The 25728-nt window shown below is 39.9% G+C and carries 24 protein-coding genes, 4 tRNA genes, 3 pseudogenes and 1 other annotated feature; of the genes and pseudogenes, 10 read left to right on the top strand and 21 right to left on the bottom strand.

The genetic code is table 11. The features are described from left to right. Positions 1 to 143: 143 nt before the first annotated feature. Positions 144 to 1037: pseudogene (locus IEE86_RS15705) on the top strand (DUF2075 domain-containing protein); the annotation flags it as partial. Continuing rightward, positions 1030 to 1321: pseudogene (locus tag IEE86_RS15700) on the top strand (nucleotide pyrophosphohydrolase). The pseudogenes IEE86_RS15705 and IEE86_RS15700, both read left to right, overlap by 8 nt. Positions 1322 to 1414: 93 nt before the next feature. Here IEE86_RS15700 and IEE86_RS15695 read toward each other — a convergent pair. The 3 genes from IEE86_RS15695 to IEE86_RS19435 form a co-directional block, all read right to left on the bottom strand. Next, positions 1415 to 1921, bottom strand: a complete 507-nt coding sequence (locus tag IEE86_RS15695) for an LURP-one-related/scramblase family protein (RefSeq protein ID WP_191098050.1) — start codon at positions 1919 to 1921, stop codon at positions 1415 to 1417. Between the two features lie 97 nt (positions 1922 to 2018). Further along, positions 2019 to 2678, bottom strand: a complete 660-nt coding sequence (locus IEE86_RS19440) for an ATP-binding cassette domain-containing protein (protein ID WP_224741038.1) — start codon at positions 2676 to 2678, stop codon at positions 2019 to 2021. Positions 2679 to 2768: 90 nt separating this feature from the next. Then, entirely contained in the window at positions 2769 to 2879 is a 111-nt protein-coding gene (locus IEE86_RS19435) for an AbrB/MazE/SpoVT family DNA-binding domain-containing protein (RefSeq protein ID WP_224741037.1), read from the bottom strand. A 905-nt stretch (positions 2880 to 3784) separates the two neighbouring features. Between IEE86_RS19435 and IEE86_RS15680 the strand changes: the two genes are divergently transcribed. From IEE86_RS15680 to IEE86_RS15670, 3 genes are read left to right on the top strand one after another with little or no spacing between them, the layout of a single operon-like run. Continuing rightward, complete coding sequence (locus tag IEE86_RS15680) at positions 3785 to 5260, top strand: spore germination protein (protein WP_224741036.1); 1476 nt, start codon at positions 3785 to 3787, stop codon at positions 5258 to 5260. 4 nt (positions 5261 to 5264) lie between these two features. Continuing rightward, on the top strand, positions 5265 to 6377 hold the full coding sequence (locus IEE86_RS15675; protein ID WP_224741035.1) for a GerAB/ArcD/ProY family transporter: 1113 nt from the start codon (positions 5265 to 5267) through the stop codon (positions 6375 to 6377). A gap of 5 nt (positions 6378 to 6382) precedes the next feature. Continuing rightward, on the top strand, positions 6383 to 7489 hold the full coding sequence (locus IEE86_RS15670; protein ID WP_191098048.1) for a Ger(x)C family spore germination protein: 1107 nt from the start codon (positions 6383 to 6385) through the stop codon (positions 7487 to 7489). Positions 7490 to 7701: 212 nt separating this feature from the next. Here IEE86_RS15670 and IEE86_RS15665 read toward each other — a convergent pair whose 3' ends face one another. Continuing rightward, positions 7702 to 8220, bottom strand: coding sequence for a DJ-1/PfpI family protein (locus tag IEE86_RS15665; RefSeq protein ID WP_191098047.1), 519 nt, complete (start codon positions 8218 to 8220; stop codon positions 7702 to 7704). A 147-nt stretch (positions 8221 to 8367) separates the two neighbouring features. Between IEE86_RS15665 and IEE86_RS15660 the strand changes: the two genes are divergently transcribed. Then, a complete protein-coding gene (locus IEE86_RS15660; RefSeq protein ID WP_191098046.1) occupies positions 8368 to 8757 on the top strand; it encodes a winged helix-turn-helix transcriptional regulator in 390 nt (129 codons plus the stop codon). A 60-nt stretch (positions 8758 to 8817) separates the two neighbouring features. Then, positions 8818 to 9147 (top strand): annotated as a pseudogene (locus IEE86_RS19425) (alcohol dehydrogenase catalytic domain-containing protein); the annotation flags it as partial. A gap of 505 nt (positions 9148 to 9652) precedes the next feature. Here the strand turns inward: IEE86_RS19425 and rlmH are convergent. The 6 genes from rlmH to IEE86_RS15630 all read right to left on the bottom strand — a co-directional run bounded on the left by rlmH (position 9653) and on the right by IEE86_RS15630 (position 14540). Further along, a complete protein-coding gene (rlmH, locus tag IEE86_RS15655) occupies positions 9653 to 10132 on the bottom strand; it encodes a 23S rRNA (pseudouridine(1915)-N(3))-methyltransferase RlmH (protein ID WP_106038866.1) in 480 nt (159 codons plus the stop codon). 80 nt (positions 10133 to 10212) lie between these two features. After that, complete coding sequence (locus IEE86_RS15650) at positions 10213 to 10383, bottom strand: CxxH/CxxC protein (protein ID WP_008360116.1); 171 nt, start codon at positions 10381 to 10383, stop codon at positions 10213 to 10215. A 168-nt stretch (positions 10384 to 10551) separates the two neighbouring features. Beyond that, a complete protein-coding gene (locus tag IEE86_RS15645; RefSeq protein WP_191098045.1) occupies positions 10552 to 11382 on the bottom strand; it encodes an energy-coupling factor transporter transmembrane component T family protein in 831 nt (276 codons plus the stop codon). Further along, positions 11373 to 13088, bottom strand: a complete 1716-nt coding sequence (locus tag IEE86_RS15640; protein WP_191098044.1) for an ABC transporter ATP-binding protein — start codon at positions 13086 to 13088, stop codon at positions 11373 to 11375. The genes IEE86_RS15645 and IEE86_RS15640 overlap by 10 nt, the downstream gene beginning before the upstream one ends. 19 nt (positions 13089 to 13107) lie before the next feature. Further along, on the bottom strand, positions 13108 to 13665 hold the full coding sequence (locus tag IEE86_RS15635) for an ECF-type riboflavin transporter substrate-binding protein (RefSeq protein ID WP_191098043.1): 558 nt from the start codon (positions 13663 to 13665) through the stop codon (positions 13108 to 13110). 14 nt (positions 13666 to 13679) lie between these two features. Next, complete coding sequence (locus tag IEE86_RS15630) at positions 13680 to 14540, bottom strand: SAM hydrolase/SAM-dependent halogenase family protein (RefSeq protein WP_106056237.1); 861 nt, start codon at positions 14538 to 14540, stop codon at positions 13680 to 13682. A 110-nt stretch (positions 14541 to 14650) separates the two neighbouring features. Beyond that, positions 14651 to 14921 (bottom strand) — a binding site (T-box leader). 192 nt (positions 14922 to 15113) lie between these two features. Here IEE86_RS15630 and IEE86_RS15625 point away from each other — a divergent pair. Continuing rightward, positions 15114 to 15803: an ABC transporter permease subunit gene (locus tag IEE86_RS15625; RefSeq protein WP_191098042.1), complete on the top strand. Its 690-nt coding sequence runs from the start codon at positions 15114 to 15116 to the stop codon at positions 15801 to 15803. Beyond that, a complete protein-coding gene (locus IEE86_RS15620) occupies positions 15804 to 16685 on the top strand; it encodes an ABC transporter ATP-binding protein (RefSeq protein WP_191098041.1) in 882 nt (293 codons plus the stop codon). 39 nt (positions 16686 to 16724) lie between these two features. Here IEE86_RS15620 and IEE86_RS15615 read toward each other — a convergent pair whose 3' ends face one another. The 11 genes from IEE86_RS15615 to IEE86_RS15565 all read right to left on the bottom strand — a co-directional run bounded on the left by IEE86_RS15615 (position 16725) and on the right by IEE86_RS15565 (position 24859). Beyond that, entirely contained in the window at positions 16725 to 17189 is a 465-nt protein-coding gene (locus IEE86_RS15615; protein WP_191098040.1) for a GNAT family N-acetyltransferase, read from the bottom strand. Positions 17190 to 17257: 68 nt separating this feature from the next. Next, complete coding sequence (locus IEE86_RS15610) at positions 17258 to 18448, bottom strand: S1C family serine protease (protein WP_411955706.1); 1191 nt, start codon at positions 18446 to 18448, stop codon at positions 17258 to 17260. Between the two features lie 79 nt (positions 18449 to 18527). Further along, on the bottom strand, positions 18528 to 19322 hold the full coding sequence (locus IEE86_RS15605) for an MBL fold metallo-hydrolase (protein ID WP_191098038.1): 795 nt from the start codon (positions 19320 to 19322) through the stop codon (positions 18528 to 18530). A gap of 6 nt (positions 19323 to 19328) precedes the next feature. Next, complete coding sequence (locus tag IEE86_RS15600) at positions 19329 to 20192, bottom strand: two-component system regulatory protein YycI (protein ID WP_191098037.1); 864 nt, start codon at positions 20190 to 20192, stop codon at positions 19329 to 19331. Then, positions 20179 to 21558, bottom strand: coding sequence for a two-component system activity regulator YycH (gene yycH / locus IEE86_RS15595; protein ID WP_191098036.1), 1380 nt, complete (start codon positions 21556 to 21558; stop codon positions 20179 to 20181). The genes IEE86_RS15600 and yycH overlap by 14 nt, the downstream gene beginning before the upstream one ends. After that, positions 21548 to 23386, bottom strand: a complete 1839-nt coding sequence (walK, locus tag IEE86_RS15590; RefSeq protein WP_191098035.1) for a cell wall metabolism sensor histidine kinase WalK — start codon at positions 23384 to 23386, stop codon at positions 21548 to 21550. The genes yycH and walK overlap by 11 nt, the downstream gene beginning before the upstream one ends. A gap of 7 nt (positions 23387 to 23393) precedes the next feature. Then, positions 23394 to 24101 carry a response regulator YycF gene (gene yycF / locus IEE86_RS15585; protein ID WP_191098034.1) on the bottom strand — a complete coding sequence of 236 codons (708 nt, stop codon included), beginning with the start codon at positions 24099 to 24101 and terminating at the stop codon, positions 23394 to 23396. Positions 24102 to 24447: 346 nt separating this feature from the next. Beyond that, a tRNA-Phe gene (locus IEE86_RS15580) sits at positions 24448 to 24520 on the bottom strand. A gap of 27 nt (positions 24521 to 24547) precedes the next feature. Beyond that, a tRNA-Asp gene (locus IEE86_RS15575) sits at positions 24548 to 24624 on the bottom strand. Between the two features lie 81 nt (positions 24625 to 24705). Then, positions 24706 to 24777: transfer RNA gene (locus IEE86_RS15570), tRNA-Glu, on the bottom strand. A 6-nt stretch (positions 24778 to 24783) separates the two neighbouring features. Next, positions 24784 to 24859: transfer RNA gene (locus IEE86_RS15565), tRNA-Lys, on the bottom strand. A 340-nt stretch (positions 24860 to 25199) separates the two neighbouring features. Here IEE86_RS15565 and IEE86_RS15560 point away from each other — a divergent pair. Further along, positions 25200 to 25724 (top strand): peroxiredoxin family protein, encoded by a 525-nt coding sequence (locus tag IEE86_RS15560; protein ID WP_191098033.1) that lies wholly within the window; start codon positions 25200 to 25202, stop codon positions 25722 to 25724. Positions 25725 to 25728 lie beyond the last annotated feature (4 nt).

Here is a 25728-nt window from a genome sequence, read left to right as displayed (position 1 = left end):
TTCATTTTTAGATTTCTTGACTTCCCACCATTAAAGGTAAATCAATGACTTCTATCTCTCTATGAAAAATAACTCAACCTGTGTTTATTTGTCGAGGGATTCAATATTCACTTACAACCACTGAGATATTTTGCTAAATTTAAATCATGAGACCAACCTCGTTTATCAATCAGATGACTAAGTCAGGTGAATTGGCTGACATCGTGTTAATTGATGAAGCGCACCTTTTATTAACAAAAGATGATAAGTACAATAACTTCCATTATCAAAACCAATTAGATGAAATTATCAAACGTAGTAAAATTACCATTGTCATTTTTGATCCGAAACAGGTACTCAAAATTAAAAGCTACTGGAACGAAAAATTACTTGAGGAGATTACAAACAGATATCATGCAAAGACTGTGAAACTCACAGAGCAGATGCGTATGAATGCTGATTCAGATACGTTAAATTGGATCAACCAATTTGTCTCAAAACGATTATTACCTCTGCCTATAGAACGGGATTCTTTCGAACTCAAAATTTTTGAGGAGCCGAACAAATTTAAAACTGCAATTCAACAGAAGGATGATGAGGTAGGCCTATCCCGCATTGTATCTACCTTTGACTTTTTACATAAAAAAGATGGAGCTGCCTATATCGTAGATGAAGACGGTATCAATATGCCATGGAATTTTACAAATGATAAATGGACATGGGCTGAACATGCAGATTCCATTAGAGAAGTAGGCTCAATTTATACAGTTCAAGGATTTGATTTAAATTATGTCGGCGTCATACTTGGCCCTTCTATCAGTTATGATGAAGAAAAGGATGAACTTCTCATAGACACGGCAAATTATAAAGATACAGGTGCATTCACAGCAAGAAGTGACATGTCTCCAGAGGAAATCAAACAGGCAAAAGAAAAAATTATATTAAACTCGATTAACGTTCTTATGAAGCGAGGCATTTATGGGCTTTATATTTATGCAACAGATGAAAAATTGAGAAAGAAATTACAAGAATTAAAAGAGGGAGGCAAATATGGCTGAGATCAAAGAATTAATACATTCGATTAACCAATTTCGAGATGATCGAAACTGGAGACAATATCATAATCCAAAAGATTTGGCCATCTCCATTTCGATAGAAGCAGCTGAACTGCTTGAAGATTTTCAATGGAAAAGTAATGAAGAAGCTCTTGAGGCGAACGAAGGAAATAGCAGATACCTTAATATATTCACTAATGCTTTGCTCATACCTTAATCTAAATGTGAAAGAAATCATTAAAGAAAAATTAATAAAAAATGAACAGAAGTATCCTATTGAAAAGTAAAGATACATGATTCGTTCTATTTATTTAATGAAGAAGAGTGATGTTCTCTAACACTCTTCTTCATTTTATTATTATTTTTAAGAACATGTTTGTCTAATTCGTCGTTGCAGACGACGAAGACCTAGACGCTGCTTCATCAGCCTTCACACAATCAATGGCAACAACCAATGCAATCATCACAGGCTCCATCCCTTCTTTCAAAATATCCACCTTATAGCTGTCACCCCAAGTAAACCATTCCTTCTTCACCTGACCGATCACTTCGCCATTCTGCAGCACCTGGAAATTCATATCCCACCAGTTGCCTTGCACTTTGATCCCAGCAGCATCAATTGAATATTTTGCTTTAAAGAACGTAAACTCCTTTTTGATCGTCAATACCTCTTGACCACCAACTTCTACTAAAAACTTCGGCAGAAAGCTAAACATTTTCTTCGTAATTACAGCAACTTCTTCTCGTTCTGTATCCAGAATGGTAAACGTCTTCGGTACCTTCATAAAGCTGCCTTCGACCACATACACATCATTCTCCTGCTGATCCTTTACCGTAAATCTGCCACTGAGACTAAATACCTTTTGCTTCATATAAAGCTGTTTCATATGTACCTCCCTCTACTCAAATGACAACTTCATTAAAGTTTATCATACAGAAAAAGGTTCAGATAACCCAGCTGTAAATTTCTTCACCTGTATCAAACTAAGCGTTTTCCCCATTCATTTTCTTTTTAAAAACAAAAATGGAGATAGTTACGATAACACCTGTATATCCAATCATCCACCAAAAATGCAGTAAAATTGATGCGTTTTCTCCAGATAGGGCAGCTCTGCTAGCACTTAACCATGCGCTCATATTCGTTAGTAGTGCTCCACAAATACCACCAACCTGCTTGTCGTTAAATATACTACCTACTAAGAGCCCTTTGCCGATAAATAGTAAAGATGTTGGCAAAAGGACAAGAATGGATAACAAAACATTGGCATTGAAAGGTAAACCTAAGAAAAGTGCTGCGATAAAACTAATGATAATTGAACAATCGCTATAGGTATAAGTGGCACAATATAATTCAAGATTCTCTTTAACGGATAAATTAGGAGCTACTGCCGTTTCCTGTGGTGAAACATTAATCTGTTCTTTTACTGCGTAAGGATTAGAAACAATACTGTTACCAAGGATCGTTGCATCGCCAGTTGTAGGGATGCTAAGATAGGTCAACATCTTGATCGTTGTCGTTTTACCTGCACCATTCACTCCAAGTAAAGTAAAAAGCTCGCCTTGTTCGATTGAAAGATTAAGAGAATCGACTGCAATCATTTCTTCTAATTTCTTTGTTAAATTCTTTGTTTGAATAGCAATCATCCCTCATCCTCCTGACCTTCCTGAGCCTTATATATATCGTCAGCAAACTGCAGGAAACCCTCATTTTTTACAATGGCGATTCCTTGAGCTTCATCGCCCAAAATCAATGTCTCCAGGGCAGATGCTGAATATCTCCCTCGCTTTTTTAGGAATAACAATTTGCCCGCGTTCGCCAACCTTTACAAGTCCAAAACCCTTCATTATTATATAAAATCTATTCCAGTCATCTACCAACTAAACATGTCATCAGAAGTTATCTTCAATCATTTGGTTAAATGCCTAAGTTTAACCCAAAAAAGCCCCCTCTAACCTTAGTGAAGGGGACTTTTTTGGTGTGTAATCGAATGAAGGAACTGAGATTCAGATAAAAATGCTGATCCTTTAAACAACGTAAAGATTTTTGATGGAATATTTTCATTTGGACCAAATCTATATATGAAAATAAATTTAATCCCACCCATATATCCATTTATCTCCTGATGAATTCTTGATTATATACTATTAGATTTTAAAGGAGTGATCATGTTAAAAAAACTATAGTTTTAGTATCTACATTCATTTTTCTTCTGCTACAACACCTTTTGCTAAAGCTAATAAGGGAAGTAAGAGGGATTTTATTGCTTAACGATAGCTGGCTTAGAAAATAGGTAATTTCCCTTACGCAAGGCATCACTAGATAAATATGGTAATGTTATCAGTGAATGACCAGAATCACTTAATAATTATTTACAAAATAAGCAATGGTCCGTTTGCCCCTCTGCTTAACGCTCTTCACCTCAAACAGCTTTACATCCCGTTTTCCGCCTAAAACCTTTTTAAAGTTGGCAAGGAATAGCTCCTGCTGCTCCCGTTCTAGTAAGATTCGATTCATGTTTTGAAAAAAAAGAGCATCCAAAGCTACAGGTGGATTTTGACACTTCTTTATTATAACAATCTTTAAGATGAAGAAAGCCTATCTATTATAGATCGTCTTTGTTCCTCTTGGATCATTATGCACCTATACGTGTTTTGTATATTTTAAAATTAAATTGCTAATAATGTGTATGAATATGTAATTTTCAAGTACGACTAGAAAGTTTTTTCTCAATAAGAGGGGTGGGATGTATATGTTTTGGAAAAAAAATCAAATTAAAAATAAACTTGTTGCTCAATCAATAGCTGAATCAGAATTATCGATAGAAGTTCTGAAAAAAAGCCTCGTTCAAATGGATGATGCAGAATTTGTGGAAATGGACATATCCGATTTTCGAAAAATTCATCTTGTTTACATACGAACTCTCATTGACCAAGAAAAATTAAATGAAAGCATCATAAAACCTTTAACTAATTGTTCCAAACCGTCTATTCAAGATTGCATTGCGAATTACCCGATTATACCCATTTCTATTTTTATAGAGGCCAAAAAACAGTTGTTTTCAGGGTCCATTTTGTTATTTGATTCTTCGCAAAACCTTTGGTTAGCTGTGCCAGTAAAAAATCCTATTGGACGTCCCATTGAAACTTCCGAAACAGAAACCATCCTGTTCGGAGCAAAAGACAGCTTTAGTGAGCAAGTAGAACAAAATATTACGCTTATTCGAAGACGACTCCCCATACATGAACTGAAAACAGAGAAGTTTACTGTCGGTTCTATGAGTAAGACAAGTGTTGTTTTAATGTACATAGAGGGACTGACTAATCCAGATTTTGTTTCAACGGTCAAAGAGAAGATTTCTGAAATTAATTTTGATCTCTTCTTTGACTCCTCTCAAGTTGCGGCATTCCTGGAGGAACATAAAAACAGTATTTTTCCTCAGTTTCAGCAAACTGACCGGCCTGATGTAGTTGCTTATTCTCTGGGATTAGGAAAGATCACCCTTCTGGTAGACAATACACCATTTGCTCTTGTTGCACCTATTACTTTTTTCCATTTGTTCCAATCACCCGAGGACTATATTAATCGATGGGTAGTTGCCAGTTTTTTGCGCATCATCCGATATGTCTGTTTTATTCTGTCAGTGACATTGATTCCTTTCTATGTGGCATTGACAACTCACCACTATCAAATGATTCCTCTCCAAACACTTCTGGTATTGGTTGACTCAAGGAGCAAGCTTCCTTTCACCCCTTTTTGGGAAGCATTTATCATGTTAATTTTTATTGAAATCATAAAAGAAGCAAGTTTAAGAATGCCTACAAAAACAGGTCAAACACTTGGGGTTATTGGTGGTATTGTGATTGGTCAAGCAGCTGTTGAGGCTGGATTCGCTAGCAACGTATTAATTGTCATTGTTGGGATCTCGACGATAGCTTCCTTTCTTATTCCCAACTACCTTATGACAAAAGCAAATTCATTAATTCAATTGATGTTTCTTGTTTTTTCTTCTTTACTTGGGTTAATTGGAATTGCACTAGGCAGCATTGCTATTTTAGCCCATCTTAATAGCTTGTCTTCAATCAAGCAACCCTATTTTTCACCAGTTTCCCCTTTCTTTAGAAAGGATTGGATTGACTTATTCATTCGAGGTCCATTAGTTAAAATGTTGGAGCGTCCATTGCATCTTAAACCTCTAAAACTGAAGAGATATAAAACTAGGAGATGATTTGATGGTAACCCACCAATTATTTAAAAAGAATGAAACCTTTAATGGGTTCTATGCCATGTTGTTAGTAAATCGCCTCCAAATGCTATACTTTTTTCTGATTATGCCAAATATCTTGATCAATCCATATATGATATGGGTGCTTATAGCTGTCGGAATATTATCCCAACTAAACCTTTTTCTTTTATCGAAGTGGCTTTTAACCCGTTTATCTATCAATGGATATAATGGATTTGTCCAATTGTTCGGAAAAAAATGGGTGCGATTTTTCTCTTTCATCGGGTTGTTCTTTATGCTACTTAAACTTTCCGTCATAACGTTAGGATTTAGCGAAATTATTCAAACATTTATGCTTCCAGCAACAGATACAAATTTTCTTGTCTTTTTTATTTTGTTGTTCTGTTATTATGTCGCAGGTAAGGGTATTGAACATACCATTCGTTTTGTGTTGATTTCATTTTTCTGTACATTTTGGATAATCACATTTTTCGTTTTTTTCTACTTTCCTCCAATAGCTCAGCTCAGTGATTTGTATCCACTTATTCCACTGGAGTGGAAAGTAGAAAATTGGAAAGCCTTTTTTTTAATTTTGTCTTCCTATTCTGGTCCGGAATTTCTGGTGTTTTTGGGACCATGGATTAAAACAAATAATAAAACCTTTCGTTATTTGTCTTACGGCAACGCTATCACCGTTGTAGAGTATGTATTCCTATTTATAGCATCTCTATTTTATTTCGGTTCCAATTATTTAAGTAAAAGTCAATATCCAATAATTAATATGGCCCGTTATTTTCAAAACCCAATGTTTGAGCGAACTGATATGATCATGCTTTCCTTTGAATTATTTAACCTAGTTTTTGCAGTTTCTCTATTTCTACTATTGTTTTATGGAGCATCTAAAATAACTTTTGGTAAAATAAGCAAGCCGTCCAATAAAAAAGGTTTGTTATTCATTGTATTCCTTATTTTTATCGGAATGGTTCTTGTGAATAAATTATTTTGGAATTCTTGGGAGAAGCAGAACTTTTTACTTAATCTTCAAATTATAGCTGGAAGCATAAGCTATTTTCTTGTTCCACTTGTTATTGTTTTAGTAATGAAAAAAAGAGGTGATTAAAAAACATGCGTCTACATAAAAAACTATATAAAAGATTGATACTCCTTTTTATGACCTTTTTGTTATCTGGTTGTGCTCCTTTTACCGAAAATAACCTTATTGAAGAGATTTCTCCCATTACCTTTTTGTCGATTAGTAATGGGGATAATAAAGGGAAATTAAAAATCAGTACAATTTTGCCTCCTCTAAGTAAAGAAAATAAGATTGTTATGTCGCAAGAAGTCAATTTATTAAAGGAGGAAGTACAGAAGTACAACTTGAACTTCTACCAGCAAATTAAATCCGGACAAATGCGGATGCTGATAATTAGTGATGAACTTGGAAAAGAAGGAATTATGTCCATTATAAATGTATTATTGACTGATCCGGATATTTCTTCGAGAATCTATTTAGTTATCGTAAAAGGAAATTTTGAAGAATATTTGGAAAGTCAATTGGACAAAGATGAAAACTTTGATTACTCGTTTTACCGAATGCTGAAGCATTATGAGAAAAAAAACCAAGGAGAATTAACTGTTGTTAATCTTCATCAATTTAAAAATTTGCTCTATACTCCTTATTCAGATCCTTTCTTGCCTGTATTCAAAATACAAGAGGATGGGGTCAACTATGAGGGTACAGCCTTGTTTCAAGATGACAAGCTAGTTGAAACTATTTCATCTTTAGATGATCGTATCTTCCAGCTGATAAACAACGATTACTACTTAACAGTTTTACCGATTCCAGAATTTGAAGTTGTACTGGGTCATGTTAGATCTAAAATAAAAGTAGATATGGATAGCAGCTATTCTACAATGACCTATACCGTGAATATAGACACTAGGATTGAGGAATACCGGGGAGAGAAGCAATTATTTGACCCAAAGGAGTTAGAAATTATAAAAAAAGATATCGAAACCCATCTTGAAAAACAAACACATGAACTAGTTAAAAAGATGCAAGAATTCAAAGTGGATCCATTACAGCTCGGCATACAAACAAAAAGACCATTCTCAAAACCAATGGAAGAAAAAAAATGGATTGAAATGTTTGAGAAAATGGACATTAAAATAAAATACAATATTAATATCGATCCTTTGACGAATGCAAATTCAAAAAGGCATAACCTTTAATTTTTTCTATCGAATAACTTATAACGTAAACGAAATGCCCTAGCATCTAACAATGCTAAGGCATTTCGTTTAAAATCTATCGCTTTGTGTAAATTATGTCATAATTATACAATAAAACAAACTAGCGTTGTAGTCAAAAACTTGGGAAATGACCATGATTTCATCACATCCACCTGGCTTTTATATGAAAATTCAGTGAAGAGACTGTAGAATTAGCTTAATGCTTTTACTAAAGCTTCTCCAAATTCTTTAGCGCCATCTGGACCATCACCAGTGATAATATCATCATGAGCAACAACATGTTTTTCAACATATGTTACTTTATTTGCCTTTAATTGGTCTTTTTGTATATCTACTGGATAGCAAGTTGCATCTCTTCCAGTAAGTAAACCCGTTTTAGCTACAGTAACCGCACCTGCACAAATTCCTGTTACAAGCACTTTATTAGTATACGCATTTTTCAGGTAGTCTTGTAATTCTTGATTTTCCCATAGATGATCGTTCGTACCAGATCCACCAATAACAGATACAACATCATAGTCAGGAGCAAAAACGTCTGAGAAAATGACCTCAGCAGTTGCTTTACCTTCATAATCCCCTATGATTTCACCTGTTTTTGTACTTGCAATAGTCACATAAATTCCATTACTTTCCAATTCCGCTTTTGGTTGAAATAATTCGTCTTCATTGAAACGTTCTGGTGGTATAATTAAAAGAGCTTTTTTACTCATTTGTAGTTCCTCCTCATTAATAAAAAGATTCGCCAGTAAGACGACCATTTCATTATACTGCGTTTTTTCTTCACTATGAAGAATGCACTTTTTTGTAAGAAGGTTACCAACAGGTTACAATTGATACAAATAAGGAGGTAAGAATTTATGCCAGATACATTTAGAGATGAGGTTAAAGAAAAGATCATAAATGGTGATTATAATTGTGAAAAAGAACTTACCTTATCAATTATAAGTGGTAAATGGAAAATTGTTATTTTATGGCATTTAGGGGTAGAAGGACCACATCGATTCAGTGATCTCCAAAGGCTTTTTCCAAAAATATCTCATAAAATATTAACAAATCAATTAAGAGAACTGATGGAAGATGGAATCGTTCATCGCGAGGTTTATCCAGAAGTTCCACCGAAAGTGGAATATTCCATGACTGAATTGGGGATGACTTTACTTCCTATCATTGAAATGATGTATGAATGGGGAAAAAATCGGATAGCAGAAATCATAAAAGAAATAGATATCTCGGAATTAAACACTTAAACCATAAGCTTATATTTACAATGTTTGCTTAAAAAAAGGATCTGGTTCATCATGAATACAATAAAGGCGGTAGGATTAACTAGTTACTTCCAATTGACAATCCCCAAAGCCTGGTGGACATAGTTGTAGAAAAACCAAAAGCAACAGGTCGTGACATTCTGGTCAAAGTTGCGGACATATCGGTCAATCCTGTTGATACAAAGGTACGAGTCCTAAGGAAAGAGTTGAGCAAGTCCTAAAATTCTAGGTTGGGTGCAGGTAGCAGGAGTCGTTGAAGAGACAGGACCGTACTGTTCATTATTTCGTCCGGGAGATGAAGTTTTTCATGCTGGCAGTGTTGCACGGCAAGGTGGAAACAGTAAATATCATCTCGTCGAAAAACGAATGGTTCTTCGTAATCTAAAAGAGGTTTTCTATATTGGTTTTGAAAGCTGAACTAAAAAACTCTGGAGGAATAACAAAGCAAGTTAAAGATGGTTTAAATTGAACTAATTTCTTCTTTGGTTTTCTAACGACGTTATTCCACGGAGATTTAAAATAGGTGATTATAATGCTTAATTGCGGAGCATTTGGGTCATTGATGCTGTGGATTGGTACAACTGTACCAGGGATTGTGTTTTCTTTTATTTAAAATAAATTATACGTAAAAGAACTAATTGAAAAGGTTACCAGCCCGCTAATGATGAATCAAGGACCTTATTAGAAAATAACCAAATTATTCCCAAAACTGCATAATCCAAAAGGCTGACTAAAAGAAATTTCTGTTTTTCAGTCAGCCTTTTTGCTTTATTAGACTGTCAACATCCTTTCACATTGCTAGTCAAATTAAAAACAGGATTAAATAGATTAAAAGTTTTTCAATGTTTAGATTCTTATATTCCCTCAAAAACCTCATCTACTTATGATAAGGCTCACCCCGCACAATCCGAAACGCCCGATAAATCTGCTCCACCAACACCAGCCTCATCAACTGATGCGGAAACGTCATTCTCGAAAACGATAGCTTCTCATTCGCACGCTGCATCACAGCATCGCTTAACCCAAGCGACCCGCCTATGACGAAACATACCTTGCTTTTTCCGTATGTTGCCAGCTTATCTATTGTATCGGCTAATTCTTCGGAACTTTTCATTTTTCCTTCGATGGCGAGGGCGATGACGTGGGCGTCTGGGTTGATTTTGCTTAGGATGCGTTCGCCTTCTTTGTCTTTGATGATTTTCATGTCTTGATCGCTGAGATGTTCGGGTGCTTTTTCGTCCGCGAGCTCAATGATGTCGATTTTCGCATAGGCTTGTAATCGTTTTGTGTATTCGGCTATGCCTTGTTTTAAATATTTCTCTTTTAATTTTCCTACTGTGATAATTGATATATTCACAGGTCATCCCCACCTTAAGAACAAGTTATTCATATAAGTTATCAACAATTGTGGATAAAATTTGTGTATTTTGTGTCCGATCATTCGTTCCCCACTATATATATTGCAGGTTCATCGCACAATTCACAGGTTGTGGATAAACTGTGTGTATGTTCGATTTTTCTGAATTCTGGCGGCGTTTCGTGATCATCTATGTACATATCTAGTACGGTTTCTATATGTTCTGCACAAGCATAAAGTGATTTGTTCATAAGTTTCTTATTCCTCCAATATATTCTCTGGTTATTCACAAGTGTTTTGCTCATTGTTCAATATAACCGATTTATTCACATGTTAATAGTCTTTTGCCATTTTGCACACCTTTTATCCACAAACCAAACAAAAACAGCCTCCACTTCCTGTGAAGTGAAGGCTTCCTTCTATATAAACGGATTATAAAATCTCGTTCCTCTGACAAACGTAATCACAAGCGACACGATCAGCACCACTCCAACAAACAATAACGCTGCATAGTCTGCTTTTTGAAAGTCTTTCGCCGTAAACCATGTACGCTTTTTATGCTTTCCAAACCCGCGCAGCTCCATTGCATTGCTGATCGTCTCAATCCGCTCCAAGCTGGAAAAAATCAGCGGCATCACAATCGATAACGCATTTTTGATTCGTTTCCCCAGCTTTTCATTCTTTGATAAATCAATGCCTCTTGCCTGCTGAGAAATGGCAATCGTTCGAAAATCACGCTGAATATCTGGAATATAGCGCAGGGCAATCGCTACAGCATAGGAAATTCGGTAGCTGACCCCAATTCGGCTGAGAGATGAGGCGAATTCACTTGGATTGGTTGTGACGATAAATAAAAGCGCTGCTGGCATGACGGTCACATATTTGAGTGTTATGTTCAATTGATAGAAAAGCTGTTCAAGTGTGACATTGTACCAGCCTGCAATATGAAACAGCTCGTGCTTTGCTCCGTAGATAGCAACACCTTGCTGAGGCGCAAAGATGTAAATGGCGACGTTGTTGATCACTAAAAATATCGCCAGAACGATCACCACGAAGGAGATATCACGAAATTTCACGTTCGATAGCTGAAAGAATACGATACTAGCAACTAGCATAAACACTAATACGCCTGTATCATACGTGAGCATCGCTGCGGATGACCAGAGGATAAAGCAAATGAGTTTGGTTGCCCCTGTCAGCCGATGAATCGGCGACGGGCGGTCGATATAGGACAGCATGTCTACAGCCATGTCATTCGTTCCTTTCTGTCAACCTCAATGAAGCGATCCACGAGTTCATTTGGATTTGGCCAGTCTGCTTTCAGCGCCAGTTCATACAGCGACGTTTCCTTTAAGCTCGCCTTTTGGACAAGCAGTTGATCTGTCAGCACTTTGGCAGGTGTATCATCTGCGATTTTTTCTCCATCTGAAATGACAATGGTTCTGGTCGTGTATTCGAGCATCAAATGCATATCATGGGTGATCATGAAAATCGTGACACCCTGCTGATTTAATTGCTCTAAAAACGTCATCATTTCAGTATAATGTCTAAAATCCTGTCCGGCGGTTGGCTCATCTAAAATGATGATTTCTGGCTCTAATACAAGAATAGACGCAATGGTGACGCGTTTTTTCTGTCCGTAGCTGAGAGCCGAGATCGGCCAGTTCCGAAATGGATATAGACCGCATACTTTCAGGACACGATCCACACGTTCCTTGATTTCGTCTTCCTGTACACCTCTTAAAACGAGACCAAGTGCCACCTCATCAAAGATCATTTGTTTTGAAATCATTTGATTTGGGTTTTGCATGACGACGCCGATTCGTTCGGAGCGTTGTTTGATCGTATCTCCTGTGATGTCATCGCCATTTAAAAGAATTGAACCTTTCGTTGGCTTTTCAAATGCACAGAGCACCTTGGATAATGTCGTTTTGCCTGCTCCATTGGCTCCTGCGATGCTGATCATTTCTCCTTTTTTGACGGTAAAAGAGATGTTGCTCAGCGTGTTTGGTCTTGTCGGATAGTCAAAGCTCAGCTCACGCACCTCTAGTAGATCCTGCGCTACAAACGGCTCAACTGACGGCTCGGATGCTTCCATCCACCGCTCGATTTTCTCTTTTGCCTCGTCATCTAAGGTAAGCTGCTGTAAATTAGCTACCTGATCTCCCGGTGTAACTGGAATGCCTGCATATTTCATGGCTTTCACATATAAAGGCTCACGTAAATACGCCGCTTCTAATACATTTGAGGCGAGCAATTCATCTGGTGTCATATCCGCTGCAATCGTTCCGTCATTGACGACGATGATGCGGTCCACATGACGGAAGAGGACGTCCTCTAATCGGTGCTCGACCATCACGACGGTTTTTTTCGTTTCTTTTTGCAGTCGATCAATGAGATCGATCACTTCTTTGCCTGTAGCGGGGTCAAGACTTGCAAGTGGTTCATCAAATAGTAAAATGTCGACATCGTTCACAAGTACGCCTGCAATGGCGACACGTTGTTTTTGACCGCCTGACAGCTCATGCACGGACGATGCCAGCTTGCCGTCCACCTCTGTTAATTTTGCCGCTTTTTCTACACGTGTTTTCATTTCTTCGCGTGCGACTTGATCATTTTCAAGCGTAAATGCGATGTCCTCTCCAACGGTCAGCCCGATAAATTGTCCATCAGGGTCCTGAAGCACCGTCCCGACAAGCTGTGAAAGGGAGAAAATGTTTTCTTTCTCTGCATTTTTCCCGCCGATGTGAAGACTTCCTTCCATAGAACCTTTATAAGACGCAGGAACTAGCCCATTGATACAATGGGCTAGTGTGCTTTTTCCCGATCCAGACGGGCCCGCGATGAGAACTTTTTCCCCTTCATAGATGGTCAGGTTGATATCCTTCAATGTCGGTTCTGCCTGACTGCGATACTTGAATCCGAAATGTTCGAATTGAATCATCGGTTTCTTCATTTATGTGTTCCACCTTGCTTCATGATGTTTCCTTCGATAGGCTACCGCTTTTGCTTCTCGTTTTCGCATAAGCCGCAATGATGATGGTTCCTAGTACACCGACTGTGATGATGTTTGAGATTCCTGCGGTAAAGCCTTGAAAAAATACCTTTTTTGCTGGCTCAGCATAAATTGCTATATCGAGTAATGGTGCAATAACAAACCAGCCAATTGCCTGCACACTGATTTGCACTACATTGAATAGCGTGATCTTTTTCCAGCCGAAGTCACCCTCTTCTACTTTTAAACGGTTTGAAATGAAGCCGATCAACAAACCAACAATACCCGAAACGATAATCCAGCTCCACCAAGGACCGAATGTAGTGGCATCTTTAATGAGATGACCAATAAAACCAATCAGTGCGCCTGCAACAGGACCAAATAGCACGGCCATTAATGCAAGGAATGCGTATGATGTTTCAATTTGTGTATTCGGAATTCCAGTTGGAATCGAAACGAAGCGTCCTAAAATGACAAAGACGGCTGCGCCAATTCCGATGGCAACGACAGTTTTCGTTGAAAGTTGTTTACCTGCCATGATGTTTCCTCCTCTTATTCGTATATAATGCGCGGAGCTTTGCGAATCGAAAGGCGCCAGCCTGTGCCTGTACCGATGTTATAAGCCTTTGCAAATGACCCTTGATTGATCGCCACGCCTAAATGATCGAGTGAATTGACATATACGAGTGGTTCGCCTACCTTTAAATCGGCAAAAGATCGTCCATAGGTCATGATATTTTTATACACATTTTTCGGCCCGTTGGCAATGGTAACTTCTATTGCATCACCATAATTGATTGAAAGCTGTTCAAATAGCGTGTGATGAATGTTTGTCCATAGGTTTCCAAACCTTACATCTAAAATATCAATCGTCCCTGTAATGACTTCTTCTTTTGCATAAGCCTGTACGACTGGAAGGTGAATAATATCATCAATATTCGCCTTTGGTCCAACCTCTTCAAAAGAAATCACGCCTGAAGCAATTCTAGCCCCTGTATATGCGTAAATATCCCTCCCATGGAATGTATGTGATTTTCCCGACTTCGGCAACCGGTTAATGGTTTCATCTAAATAACGGGCTTCCACAATGCCAATATCCTGCGCAACGTGCGTGAGTGTCCCATTATCTGGGGTGATGATATAGTGAGAGCTTGTGGTTTTGACGACAAGACTCTTTCGCTCTGATCCAACGCCCGGGTCAACGACGGAAACGAATACCGTCTCTTCCGGCCAATAGGTGACGGTTTGGAGCAGTCGATACGATGCTTCCCAAATGTCATACTGAGGAATATTGTGTGTTAAATCAAAAATGCGGATGCTGCTACTTACCGTATTGGCTACGCCGTACATTGCGCTGACCGCTCCGTCATCAATACCAAAATCTGATTGTAAAACCAATGCATGTTCACTCATGTCAATCTCCCTTTCATTTGAAAAAATGGTTGTGATGTTTCACGTGGAACATTTGAACAATTGTATGAAAAAAGTGGACAATAAAAAATACCCCATCCTTATCTTTGAATCATAAGGACGAGGTATTTGTCTCGTGGTACCACCTTTATTTACTGTTTGCTCGCGCTAAACAGCCTCTACAAGTACAAAGCTCCAATCTGGCTCATATACTGTGGTTTTGATAACGAGTACCAACTCTCGTCGTGACCTACTAATATCATGGATATGTTCAGTACGAGGCTCAGAGACCATTTTTCGAATCATTATTTTTGCTTCTTTTCAGCTACCGAAGCTCTCTGTGGAAAAATTGATGATTGTACTTTCTCTCGTCATTGCCTGTTCAACTATTTTGAATTAAAGCTATCATACATGATGTTTTTTGATAAATCAAGATATTTTTCTGAACATTTTTAAAAGTGAGTCAACTGATATTGGAAGAGTCTTCTTTTTATAAAATTTAAACAAATGTTAAAGAGCAAGATATGGTGTCTTTCTTTTCTAGCGGTATAATAAAGATGAAGGGAGGTACAGCGTGTGTGGACCATCTGTATGAATGAGTTTAAGCAGCTCTTCAAAAGCACAAAATCCATCTTAACAATTGTTATTATTTTCATATTATCTACCTTTGTATCAAGTCTTCCGTTTATTGCTGCTTATCAAGGGAAATGGGAACAGGCAAAGGACCCTTATTCGATTGGGAATGAACTGGTGATTTCTTTATTTGGTTTTTTCCTTATTTTTTTATTGTCTCATGATATTTTGAGCCGCGAAATTCATTTGAAAACCATTCGTTTTCTCGTCAGTAAAACAACCCGTTTGAACATTATTATCGGGAAATACCTTGGACTGATGCTGTTTTGGCTTAGCTGCATTATGACGACATATGTGCTGAATATGGTAATAACACATCGTTTTCTGTTCTCTGATGCCTTAAAAATCTTAACCTTTATTAGTGTCGGTATCTCATGTGCTTTGTTTTTGTCCATGCTCTTTCCAACACCGCAAAAGTCGATGTTTGTTGGGATGTTATTTTCTTTTCTTTTCCCAATCGTTAGTATGATTTCTGTTCTGTCTTCAGAACGGTTGATTCATTGGTTCCGATATATGACGCCTTATTATTATGCGCGATGGAGTGAACCTGTGACCTATGTGCTGATGAATGCAGCATTGACTGTTGTCTTACTCATTGGAACTGCACTGCTGTTTCAAAGGAGGGATGTATAGATGCTACATACAAAAGAGCTAACAAAAAAATATCGGACAAAAGTCGCAATAGATCATATTACCCTAGATGTCAATCGAGGCGATATTTTCGGACTCATCGGACCGAAGGGTGCTGGTAAAACCACATTTTTTAATATTATTACGGGAATTTCCCGCCCCACCACTGGTACATTTACGATGATGGACATGACTTCATTAAAAAAAGTAAGGCATCACATCGGTGTGCTGCCTGAATATACGGATTTATATGAAGGGCTCACCGCAATGGAGCATATCGCCTATTTATCAAAAATCACCGGTACACGCCAGAAAACGAGTTACTATGAAGAATTACTCGAGTTTGTCGATTTACATCACTATCATCAAGAAAAGGTCGGTGCTTTTACACCTGGTATGAAAAAGCGGCTCGGAATCGCACAGGCCATTGCCCATCGACCGGAATTTATTTTACTCGACGAGCCTTTTGCTGATATTGATGCAGATTCTATCCTGAACATCCAGCGGGTCATTGAAACGTTAAAGGATGAAGGCAAAACCGTCTTTTTAACAGCTGACCGCCCAAGGTTCACAAATAGTATCTGTACGAAAACTACATTCATTTCTGAAGGGAAATTAGTGTCCCCACATACTCATCCTCAAGAGAAAACCATCACATCCTCAAACATTCGTGCAATCTTCAAGCATGCATGGATTGATGATGAGGTGAAGCCTGTTCTCACGCAGTACTTACAAACTGTCGGAACAGATCTTGTGATCAGTGATGACGAGACCTCATTGTTGATTCGTTCAGAAGCCCAAGTCCCAGCGATCATCCGTGCTTTCGTGAAATGCAAAGTCGATTTATACAGAGTCACGGCCCAGGATGCCATGATCTCCTCATAAAAAAGTACCGTACGCTGCCTGTACGGTACTTCTTCTTTTCTATAAAGGTTTACTCATGTAGATACCGGTTTCTGCAAATCCCGTCTTTTCGTATAGCGAACGGGCGATTTGATTGTGAGCAAAGACATGCAGGGAGAGCTTTTGCACACCTAATGACTTTGCCTGCTCCTCTAATGCAGCAATGGCCTGCTTTGCAAAGCCTTTTCCTCGATAAGCTTCGAATAAAAAAAAGTTATAAATAAATCCTTCCTGCTGCGGGTGATTCGGGTCATAACAAAGCCAAACCCATCCAATCGCCTCTTCTCCCTTTAATAAATTCCACAGCTCATGATAGTCTGTTTGAAGACCTTCTGGAAGCAGTCTATCAAATTGTTCTTCTGCATTCGCAAGTGCTTCTTCCTTCTCCCATGTCCCTGCGAGCACTTTTTCTTCTGCATACCGTTTAATGGCTTTCTCTATCAATGTGTCATAGTCCGTTTGTGCCATCGGTTGTAGTGTAACCAATCGTACCTCCCCCTTTTTTTCATCATATGATACGCATGTAAAAAAAACCAGTCCCTTGCTGGAACTGGTTATCCGCCGAATCGGTCGGTTTGAGATAGCTTAATCTCTACTGATTTTTTCTTCCCGCTTCGGTAAAATTGCACCTTTACCTGATCGCCGACTTTCTTTTGATATAAATATTTACGCAAGTCCACGATATTTTGTACTTTCTTGCCATCAAAGGATGTCACGACATCCAGCTCTTTTAGTCCCGCTTTTCCTGCTGGAGACAAAGGCTCCACACTCATCACGACAACCCCTGATGTGACCTTTGATGGCAGCTTTAACGTTTCCTGCCAGTGGTAGCTCGCAATATCTGCTAATGATTTCATGCCGACTCCAAGATACGGACGCTTCACCTCTCCGTAGCGTTCTAAATCCTCTATGACAGGAATGACCAGATTGGCTGGGATAGATAGTCCGATGCCTTCAACCTCTGATTCAGCAATTTTCATTGAATTGATCCCAATCACTTTCCCGTCCATATTGATCAAGGCACCCCCGCTGTTTCCAGGATTGATGGCGGCATCTGTTTGCAGAACCTCCGCATTCCAATCCGTCTGTCCGTCCCCATTCGAGTCCACAGGGATGGCACGCTCCGTTCCAGAAATGACACCTTGTGTGACAGAGCCTGCGAATTCAAGCCCTAATGGATTTCCAATGGCGATGACCGGCTCTCCTGGCTTCACATGGTCTGAGTTGCCGAAAGCTGCGATCTTTTTAATCTTATTACTTTTGACAGTGAGTACTGCTAAATCCATGAGCTGATCGCTGCCGACAAGATTGGCTCCAATCCTTGTCCCATCCTGAAGGCTGACTTCAAGCTGGTTGGCGCCTTTGATGACGTGGTGATTGGTCACGATATAAAAGGTATCACCCTTTTTTTTATAAATCACACCTGACCCGCTGCCTGCTTCTCCGCCTTCTTCCCAAAAGCTCGACTTTTGAATATTAATGACGCCGACAACGGTATCCGACATACTAGACACCACTTTCGTGACCGCATCATTGATGTTCACATTCACAGTCTTTAAAGGACCCTGTGATGCTTGCCCATCTCCGTTCTGCTGCCATCCAAAGGGACTGCCGCTCTGTCCAGATACATAGGGGAAAAAGAATCCCATTAAAAAAGCTCCTACCAATACACCGATCAGACCAGATAGGAAATATCCCTTTCTGCTTCGTCTCGGCTTCCACTCTACATCGCGATAATCCACTATGTTTTCCTTCCTTTCAGTGAATAGATGATGTATATAGTGTTGGTAAGAAGCTCTTATCTTAATCATACAATTGTAAAAATCATACGGCGCAAAGCGGGGTTGCCTTTTTCGGGTCCGTATCATATAAATCAAAGCCGTCCCCCACAACATAGCCCTTCATTTCTAGCGTCTGCTGGACCGCCATACGGGCTAAATCTTTCATGTTGTTGTCTTGACTCAGGTGAGCCAAGTAAATGCGTGAGGTGGCATCCCCAATCACATCTGTCATCGCAAGAGCGGCATCTTCATTCGATACATGTCCAACATCGCTTAGGATTCTGCGCTTAATGCTCCAAGGGTATCTTCCCATTTGCAGCATGCCGACATCATGATTGCTCTCAAATACAAATGTATTGGCTGACTTAATAATCCCTTTCATCCGATCACTTACATAGCCTGTATCCGTCATGAGAGCAAGTTTGCGCCCTTCATAATGGAACACGTAAAACATAGGCTCTGCCGCATCATGTGAGACGCCAAAGGACTCGACATCGAGACCGCCGAAGGATTGAACGGTTTCCATATCAAAGTGGAATTTTTGGTCTGTCTCAATTTTCCCGATATGAGACTCCATCGCCTTCCACGTTTTCGCATTTGCATAGACAGGAAGCTTGTACTTTCTTGCCATGACACCAAGCCCTTTAATATGATCTGAGTGCTCGTGTGTCACAAAAATGCCGTCCAAGTCTTCTGGCTTGCGGTCGATTTGACCAAGTAGCTCGACCATCTGTTTGCCGCTTAAACCAGCATCCACCAAAAAGGCATGCTCGTCTGTTTCTAAATAAAAAGCGTTCCCCGTACTTCCGCTCGCTAGTACACTGAACTGCAAGCTCATGTTCTCTCACTCCATTGAAGATTTGTCATCTTTCTCTATATGATCAAGTGTTGAGCCATCAATGGCATTGATCAAATATTCTTCCTCTGTCTTTTTCTTTGAACCAGTTGCTACACCTTCAAGCTCCACTCGCCATACAGGAACCATAACTTGCGTGCTTGCACCCGGGTATTGCGTATAGTAGCCAAGTTCCACCTTTTTCACGGTCGTATTCTGGCTCAGCATGTTTTGCGTATATAAGTCCTTCACGGTTTCAAGCGCTGGGACAAGGGTTTCTTTTCTCACTTCGTTAATCGAGGTCACCATCGACTGCTGATACGACACGACCTCGTTTCGATCGTTTACATCTAAGGTGATTTTCCCGATGGTTTCCGTGTCATCAAGGCCTTCTTGGAAAATGTATTTCCCTTTATACGTTTGGAAAAAGACGATTTCACCTGTATCTTCATCAATATTCCACAGCTTATAATTCTTCCCATCCAGCAAACGCTGGTTCACCAGATTCGTCGCTGCTGTTTTCATATCCTTTTTTGGCAAGGCGACTGGTTTATTGAAGGTCATTTCAAGCAACGTGACAGGATCATCTTTATCTGATTTCGGGAATGTGCTTTTCGCCTTTTGATCAGCTAATCCGTCGACATCCTTTTTCGTATATTGCTTTTTTTCAGCTGTGATGCGGTATCCAATCTTCGCTTCATCTGATAGATTGCCATATTTGATCCCGTCTGCCTTCATTTCTTCCAGCGTGTCCGTCTTCTCGATAATCGCAAAATGATCAGTCGATCGTTTTTCAAAATATTGAAAGCCTAGAAAAATATCGAGAACGAGAAAGGCTAGGATAAAGATCGTTTTGGTCTTATTCCACTCCATGATTCTCGCTCCCCTCTGTCAGCAGATCATTCGATAGAATCACGGTTTTGCCGTTATATTTCATGCACCAGACTGGCTCCAGCCAGACAAACATCGCTTGATCCTGATCTGATGCCGTTGACGTCGCTTGATAGGCAGGGAAAATCTGTTCAATTTTCTCAAGGTCATCATATTTCGTCTGTTTCATGATCAAGTCCTTCAGCTCTGTTCCATTCATCAGCTTGACCTGTTCACTCTGACTCGCTTTGTTGCCGAGAATGTAGTTTGGACGCTTGTAACTCAAGATGTCATCATTCGCCCATTGTACTTCAAGAGAGGTCATACCGAATGGATGCTTTGTGCTGTTGACAATCGGCAGACCATCCATAAACATATTAAAGGACAGCTGCTGGTTGCTGTTGATGCCAAAGTATTGATAGTCATCGGTAAAGCTACCCGTATCGTTAAAATACTTCACGCTTCGCTTGATCAAATCCCCCGTTTGGAAGACGGTACTGGAATTGATATTGCGATGCTGATATTGGATGCGGTGGTCTTTTTGATTGGCTTCAAGACGACTTGTCCCATCTGTATACACCGTCCGGTTTAAATTAGACTCTTCCCCGACAAGACTTGGGTCGGTAAACAAAGCGTCCTTGAACTTACTTGTCTTAATCGTTTCGATAAAGAACATTTTCGATTCAAGCTGCTTTTGCTTTCTCGGCAGGAGGAAATCTCTTTTAGAATTCGCAGAGAATGTATAGAGATCATAGCGCGGCATCTCGTCTTGAGCGGCTGCGATACTGTCCATCAGATTACGATAGTTGGCGGACTCAATTGTCAGCTCAAGCACCGTTTCCTTGCTGTATGAGACCAAATAGACTTTCTTATTGGCCTTATCCTGCTGGGCAAACGGCACAATCATCCGGTCAAACGAGTTGTACTCAATGGATTTGTTCGGCCATTTAAACAGCGCCTGGAAAATATCAATTGGAATCGGGTCATTGAACACAAGATCCAATGTCTTCCCTTGTCCCCCGCGTCCATAGAAGAAATTTTTAAACCTCTGCTCGGAATATTGATCCGACACATCCTTCATCTCTTTGACATCCCAAAGGCTCACATCATTCCAAAAGTTTTGAAAGAGTTCCTTTTGATCCACTTTAAAATGCTCCCCATTTGAATGGATGAACATCTCCCGCGGCTTGACGACATCAATGAGACTTCGGGGCTCATCGCTTGAGATCTTCTTCGTTTCCACGACCGTTGTGCCGGCATCTGCCTGATCCTGCATGACGGGCTGGAACATCCAAATATTCCACGTAAACACAAGACTGATCGCAATTAGGATTGTCAATATTATGGTTTTAAAGGTCTCACGCTTCATCCCAATCATCCTCTTGTTCTTCATTGTACGGAAGGGTAAAGGTTACCGTTGTTCCTTTTCCTTCGATGCTGTCAGCCCAAATATCTCCGCCATGAGCCTGTACCATTTCTTTTGCAATCGCAAGACCTAGGCCGGTACCGCCAAGCTTTCTTGTTCTTGCTTTATCTACTCGATAAAAACGTTCAAAGATTTTATCCATATCCTTCTTCGGAATACCGATTCCTTCATCTTTGACGCTGAATAACACAAGCCCTTCATCCTCATCCAGATCGACTGTAAACGTGATATGTCCACCCTCTGGAGAATATTTCATGGCATTGGAAATGATGTTATCGAGCACCTGTGTGATTTTATCCTGATCAATTTCCACATATATTTCACGCTGCGGCAGATTGCGGATAAAATCGACATGCTGCTCCTTCGTCATTTCAAAACGATCAATGACGAGCGAGATAAACCTGATAAAGTTCGTCCACTCACGGTTGAATTGATAGTCCTTGCTGTCGAATTTGGACAGCTGGAGCAGGTCGTTGACAAGCCTGATCATACGCTCTGTTTCATTTTGCGTAACACTGAGGAACCTTGGCGCAAGCTCCTTATCGCCAATTGCACCTTCAGCTAGTGCCTCAAGATAGCTTCGCATCGTCGTCAGCGGTGTACGTAGCTCATGCGATACGTTCGCTACGAATTCACGGCGTTCAGCATCAATTTTCTCCTGCTCTGTGACGTCATAAATAACCGCAATTAAACCATCAATCTTCCCATGCTCTTTTTGAATGACTGAGAAATTTACGCGCAAAACAGACAGCTGATCTTCGCGTTCAATTTCTATCAGCATGGAGTCTTGATTTTCAACTAAATCTTCAAATGTATGGGTTTCCTCTAGGCCAAGTAACGATGTAATCGGCATCTCTAATGCTGTTTCACGTGAAACATTTAACAGCTCTAATGCCGGGCTGTTTAATAGAATAATGGCACCGTTTTGATTCGTTGCAATGACACCATCTGTCATATAGGCAATGACAGAAGAAAGCTTTTTCCGCTCACCCTCTGTCATCAGCTGAGCCTCCTCCAGCTCTCTCGTCAGATGGTTAAAGGTCGTCGCAAGCTGACCGATCTCATCGTGTCCGTACTTTCGGACCTTTCTGGAAAAGTTCCCTTTGGCGAGCTCGATCGCTTGCTTTCTCATATCCGAAATCGGATGTGTAATCGTTCTAAAGATGAAGATACCAAGTAGAGCAGTCGTCCCAAGTGCGATCAGTGTACCAGTGGCTAAAATGGTGTTGATGGTTCGCATTTGGTTAAACACACTTTCCATAGAGGAGACAACATAAATCACACCAACGGTCTCTTGGTTCTCATTCTTCACGGCTGTCGCTGAAATACGCACCCGTTTATTCGATTCAGGGTCATAGAACTTTTTCTCATAGTCTTTGCCCACCGCGAAAATACGGCTAATGATTTGATCTGTGATTTTCTTGCCGGCAATCTCTTGACTGCCATTGTTCACAGAGGCAATGACCTCTCTGCTTTCGTCAATATAGCTGACTTCAGAAATTTCATTTGATTCATCTTTGTTGTTAAAATCGTTTAATATCTTTTGAGCATCCTCTTTTAATTCTGCCTTGCTTTTCGATGAATCTTGTTCTAGGTAATACGATAACGAGTAGATTCGCTGATTCAAGGAATTATCATATGAATTAATTAAGGACTGCTCTAGCTGCTTCACAAAGTACACGCCAATGATCTGCATGGCGACAATGATCAGCAGCACATAGATTAAGGTCAATTTGAAGTGAATCGAGCGAAAAAAACCTACTTTACTCATAAGAATCTTAGTCCTGCTCTGGGTTTCTTAAATAGTAGCCGACGCCTCGTCTTGTCACGATCCAGCTCGGGTGGCTAGGGTTGTCTTCAATTTTCTCACGAAGACGGCGGACTGTAACGTCTACTGTGCGGACATCTCCGAAGTAATCGTAGCCCCATACCGTTTGCAATAAGTGCTCACGTGTCATCACTTGTCCGATATGCTTCGCTAAGTAATGCAGCAATTCGAATTCACGATGCGTTAACTCAATCGTTTCGTCACGCTTAGACACGACATACGCATCTGGGTAGATAACAAGTGAGCCAATCTCGATATCGTTTGATTCAGACTCTTCCTCTGATTGCGGAGCAGCAATCTGTCTTCTCAAATTCGCTTTCACACGTGCAAGCAGCTCGCGCGTGCTGAAAGGCTTTGTCACATAATCATCCGCGCCAAGCTCAAGACCGATGACTTTATCAATTTCAGAGTCCTTTGCTGTCAGCATGATAATCGGCATGTCATATTTCTTTCTCACTTCACGGCATACCTCAACGCCATCTTTGTTCGGCAGCATAATGTCGAGTAAGATGATGTCCGGCTTAATTTCTTCTACCATTTCAAGGGCTTCATTTCCGTCATATGCACAATGAACCTCATAGCCCTCTTTTCTTAAGTTAAATTCCAATATATCAGCAATCGGTTTTTCATCATCTACGACAAGAATCTTTTTTTCCATTATGATTTCCTCCTGCATTTTTAGCATCTATGTCATTCCATTTTGCATCTCTCATTACGCCTTTTTCATTTACGAAAAAAAGCTCACTGTCTATTATAACGTTTTACGGGGCAAAGATAAAAATAATAACGGCTTTCTTTTCTAGTAAACGTTGGATAGGAAGGACACTGCCCAAAAAATTGATGACTTTTTCCTTTTTTATTGAAACTTTTCCAATCACCAGCCGTCTATATATATGTAACGTCTTCTTCTTATGGAGCCGGGCCCTACCTAGGTCCGGCTTCTCCCTTTTTATGCCTTCTTTTCATAATAAAAACGCACCTGCGATTGCAGATGCGTTTGGAAGTGGCTCGGGACGGAATCGAACCGCCGACACACGGATTTTCAGTCCGTTGCTCTACCAACTGAGCTACCGAGCCATCATCAAAAAGATGAATATGTATAAATGGCGGTCCGGACGGGACTCGAACCCGCGACCTCCTGCGTGACAGGCAGGCATTCTAACCAACTGAACTACCGGACCTCAGTAACTTGCCCGAAAAAGCAATCGTGGTGCTCCTTCAAGCAAGTGAGGAAAAATTAGCTTAACGCTAAAGTAAATCAATGACCCGTACGGGATTCGAACCCGTGTTACCGCCGTGAAAGGGCGGTGTCTTAACCGCTTGACCAACGGGCCAATACATGGTGAGCCATGAAGGACTCGAACCTTCGACCCTCTGATTAAAAGTCAGATGCTCTACCAACTGAGCTAATGGCTCTTGGTTTGTGAAAAGTGAATCTGAAGAAGCTGTATGACGTCAAACCAATCGCTTTCAAAAAAGCTGGAATATCGCATCCTAACAAGTTTCAGAGACCTTTGCAACAACGAGATTTATAATATCATAGAGTAATTACATATGGCAATACGTTTTTCGACATTTTTTTAAAAAAAGTGTCGGATTTGATATCTTCTGTCAAACCGCCCATTTCTGCAACCGCCTTCAATTTCGACCTTTTTTTTAGTCACTGCCTATTCAAACACATAGAAACGTTTTAATCCGCTCGAAAATGGTTATACATGAAATAAGTAACATGGTGATTGAAAAAGGAGGAAGCAGTATGAGTTCATTCAAATTAGGAGATAAAATGCCCAACTTTTCACTTCCAACCGTTCAGGGCGAACATATTGATTTTCATAAACATTTAGAGGAGCATCAAAGCTGGCATCTCATCATTTTCTTTAGAGGCTCATGGTGCCCAGTATGCGTAGAAGAATTAAAAGAGCTCGAACAGCAGCAAGCTTACTTTCAAGACAAGGATATTCACTTAATGGCCATTTCAACGGATAACCCTGATGACTTGAAGGAATTTGCTGATAAAGAGGGACTTTCTTTCCCCATCATGTCTGACCAAGACCTCACATCATTAAAAGCATATGAAGTGTTCTATCACGGGGAAGATGCCCCATATGAAGATCACGGGGTACACGGAGAACCCGCCTATTTCTTATTAAATGAAAAAGGACAAGTCCTCTATCAGCAAAGACAAACAAGCCCATTTGGCAGACCGCATGCCAACGAACTGCGCAAAATCATCCAGTACATCCGCAAAAACTTAAAAGGCCAATATAAAAGCGTGAAATAAAAAA

Origin of the sequence: Bacillus crepusculi, assembly GCF_014764715.1 — a bacterium.
Taxonomy (GTDB): domain Bacteria; phylum Bacillota; class Bacilli; order Bacillales; family Bacillaceae; genus Bacillus.
Note: the sequence above shows the minus strand (reverse complement) of the source record. Positions and strands in the feature narration are given on the sequence as shown.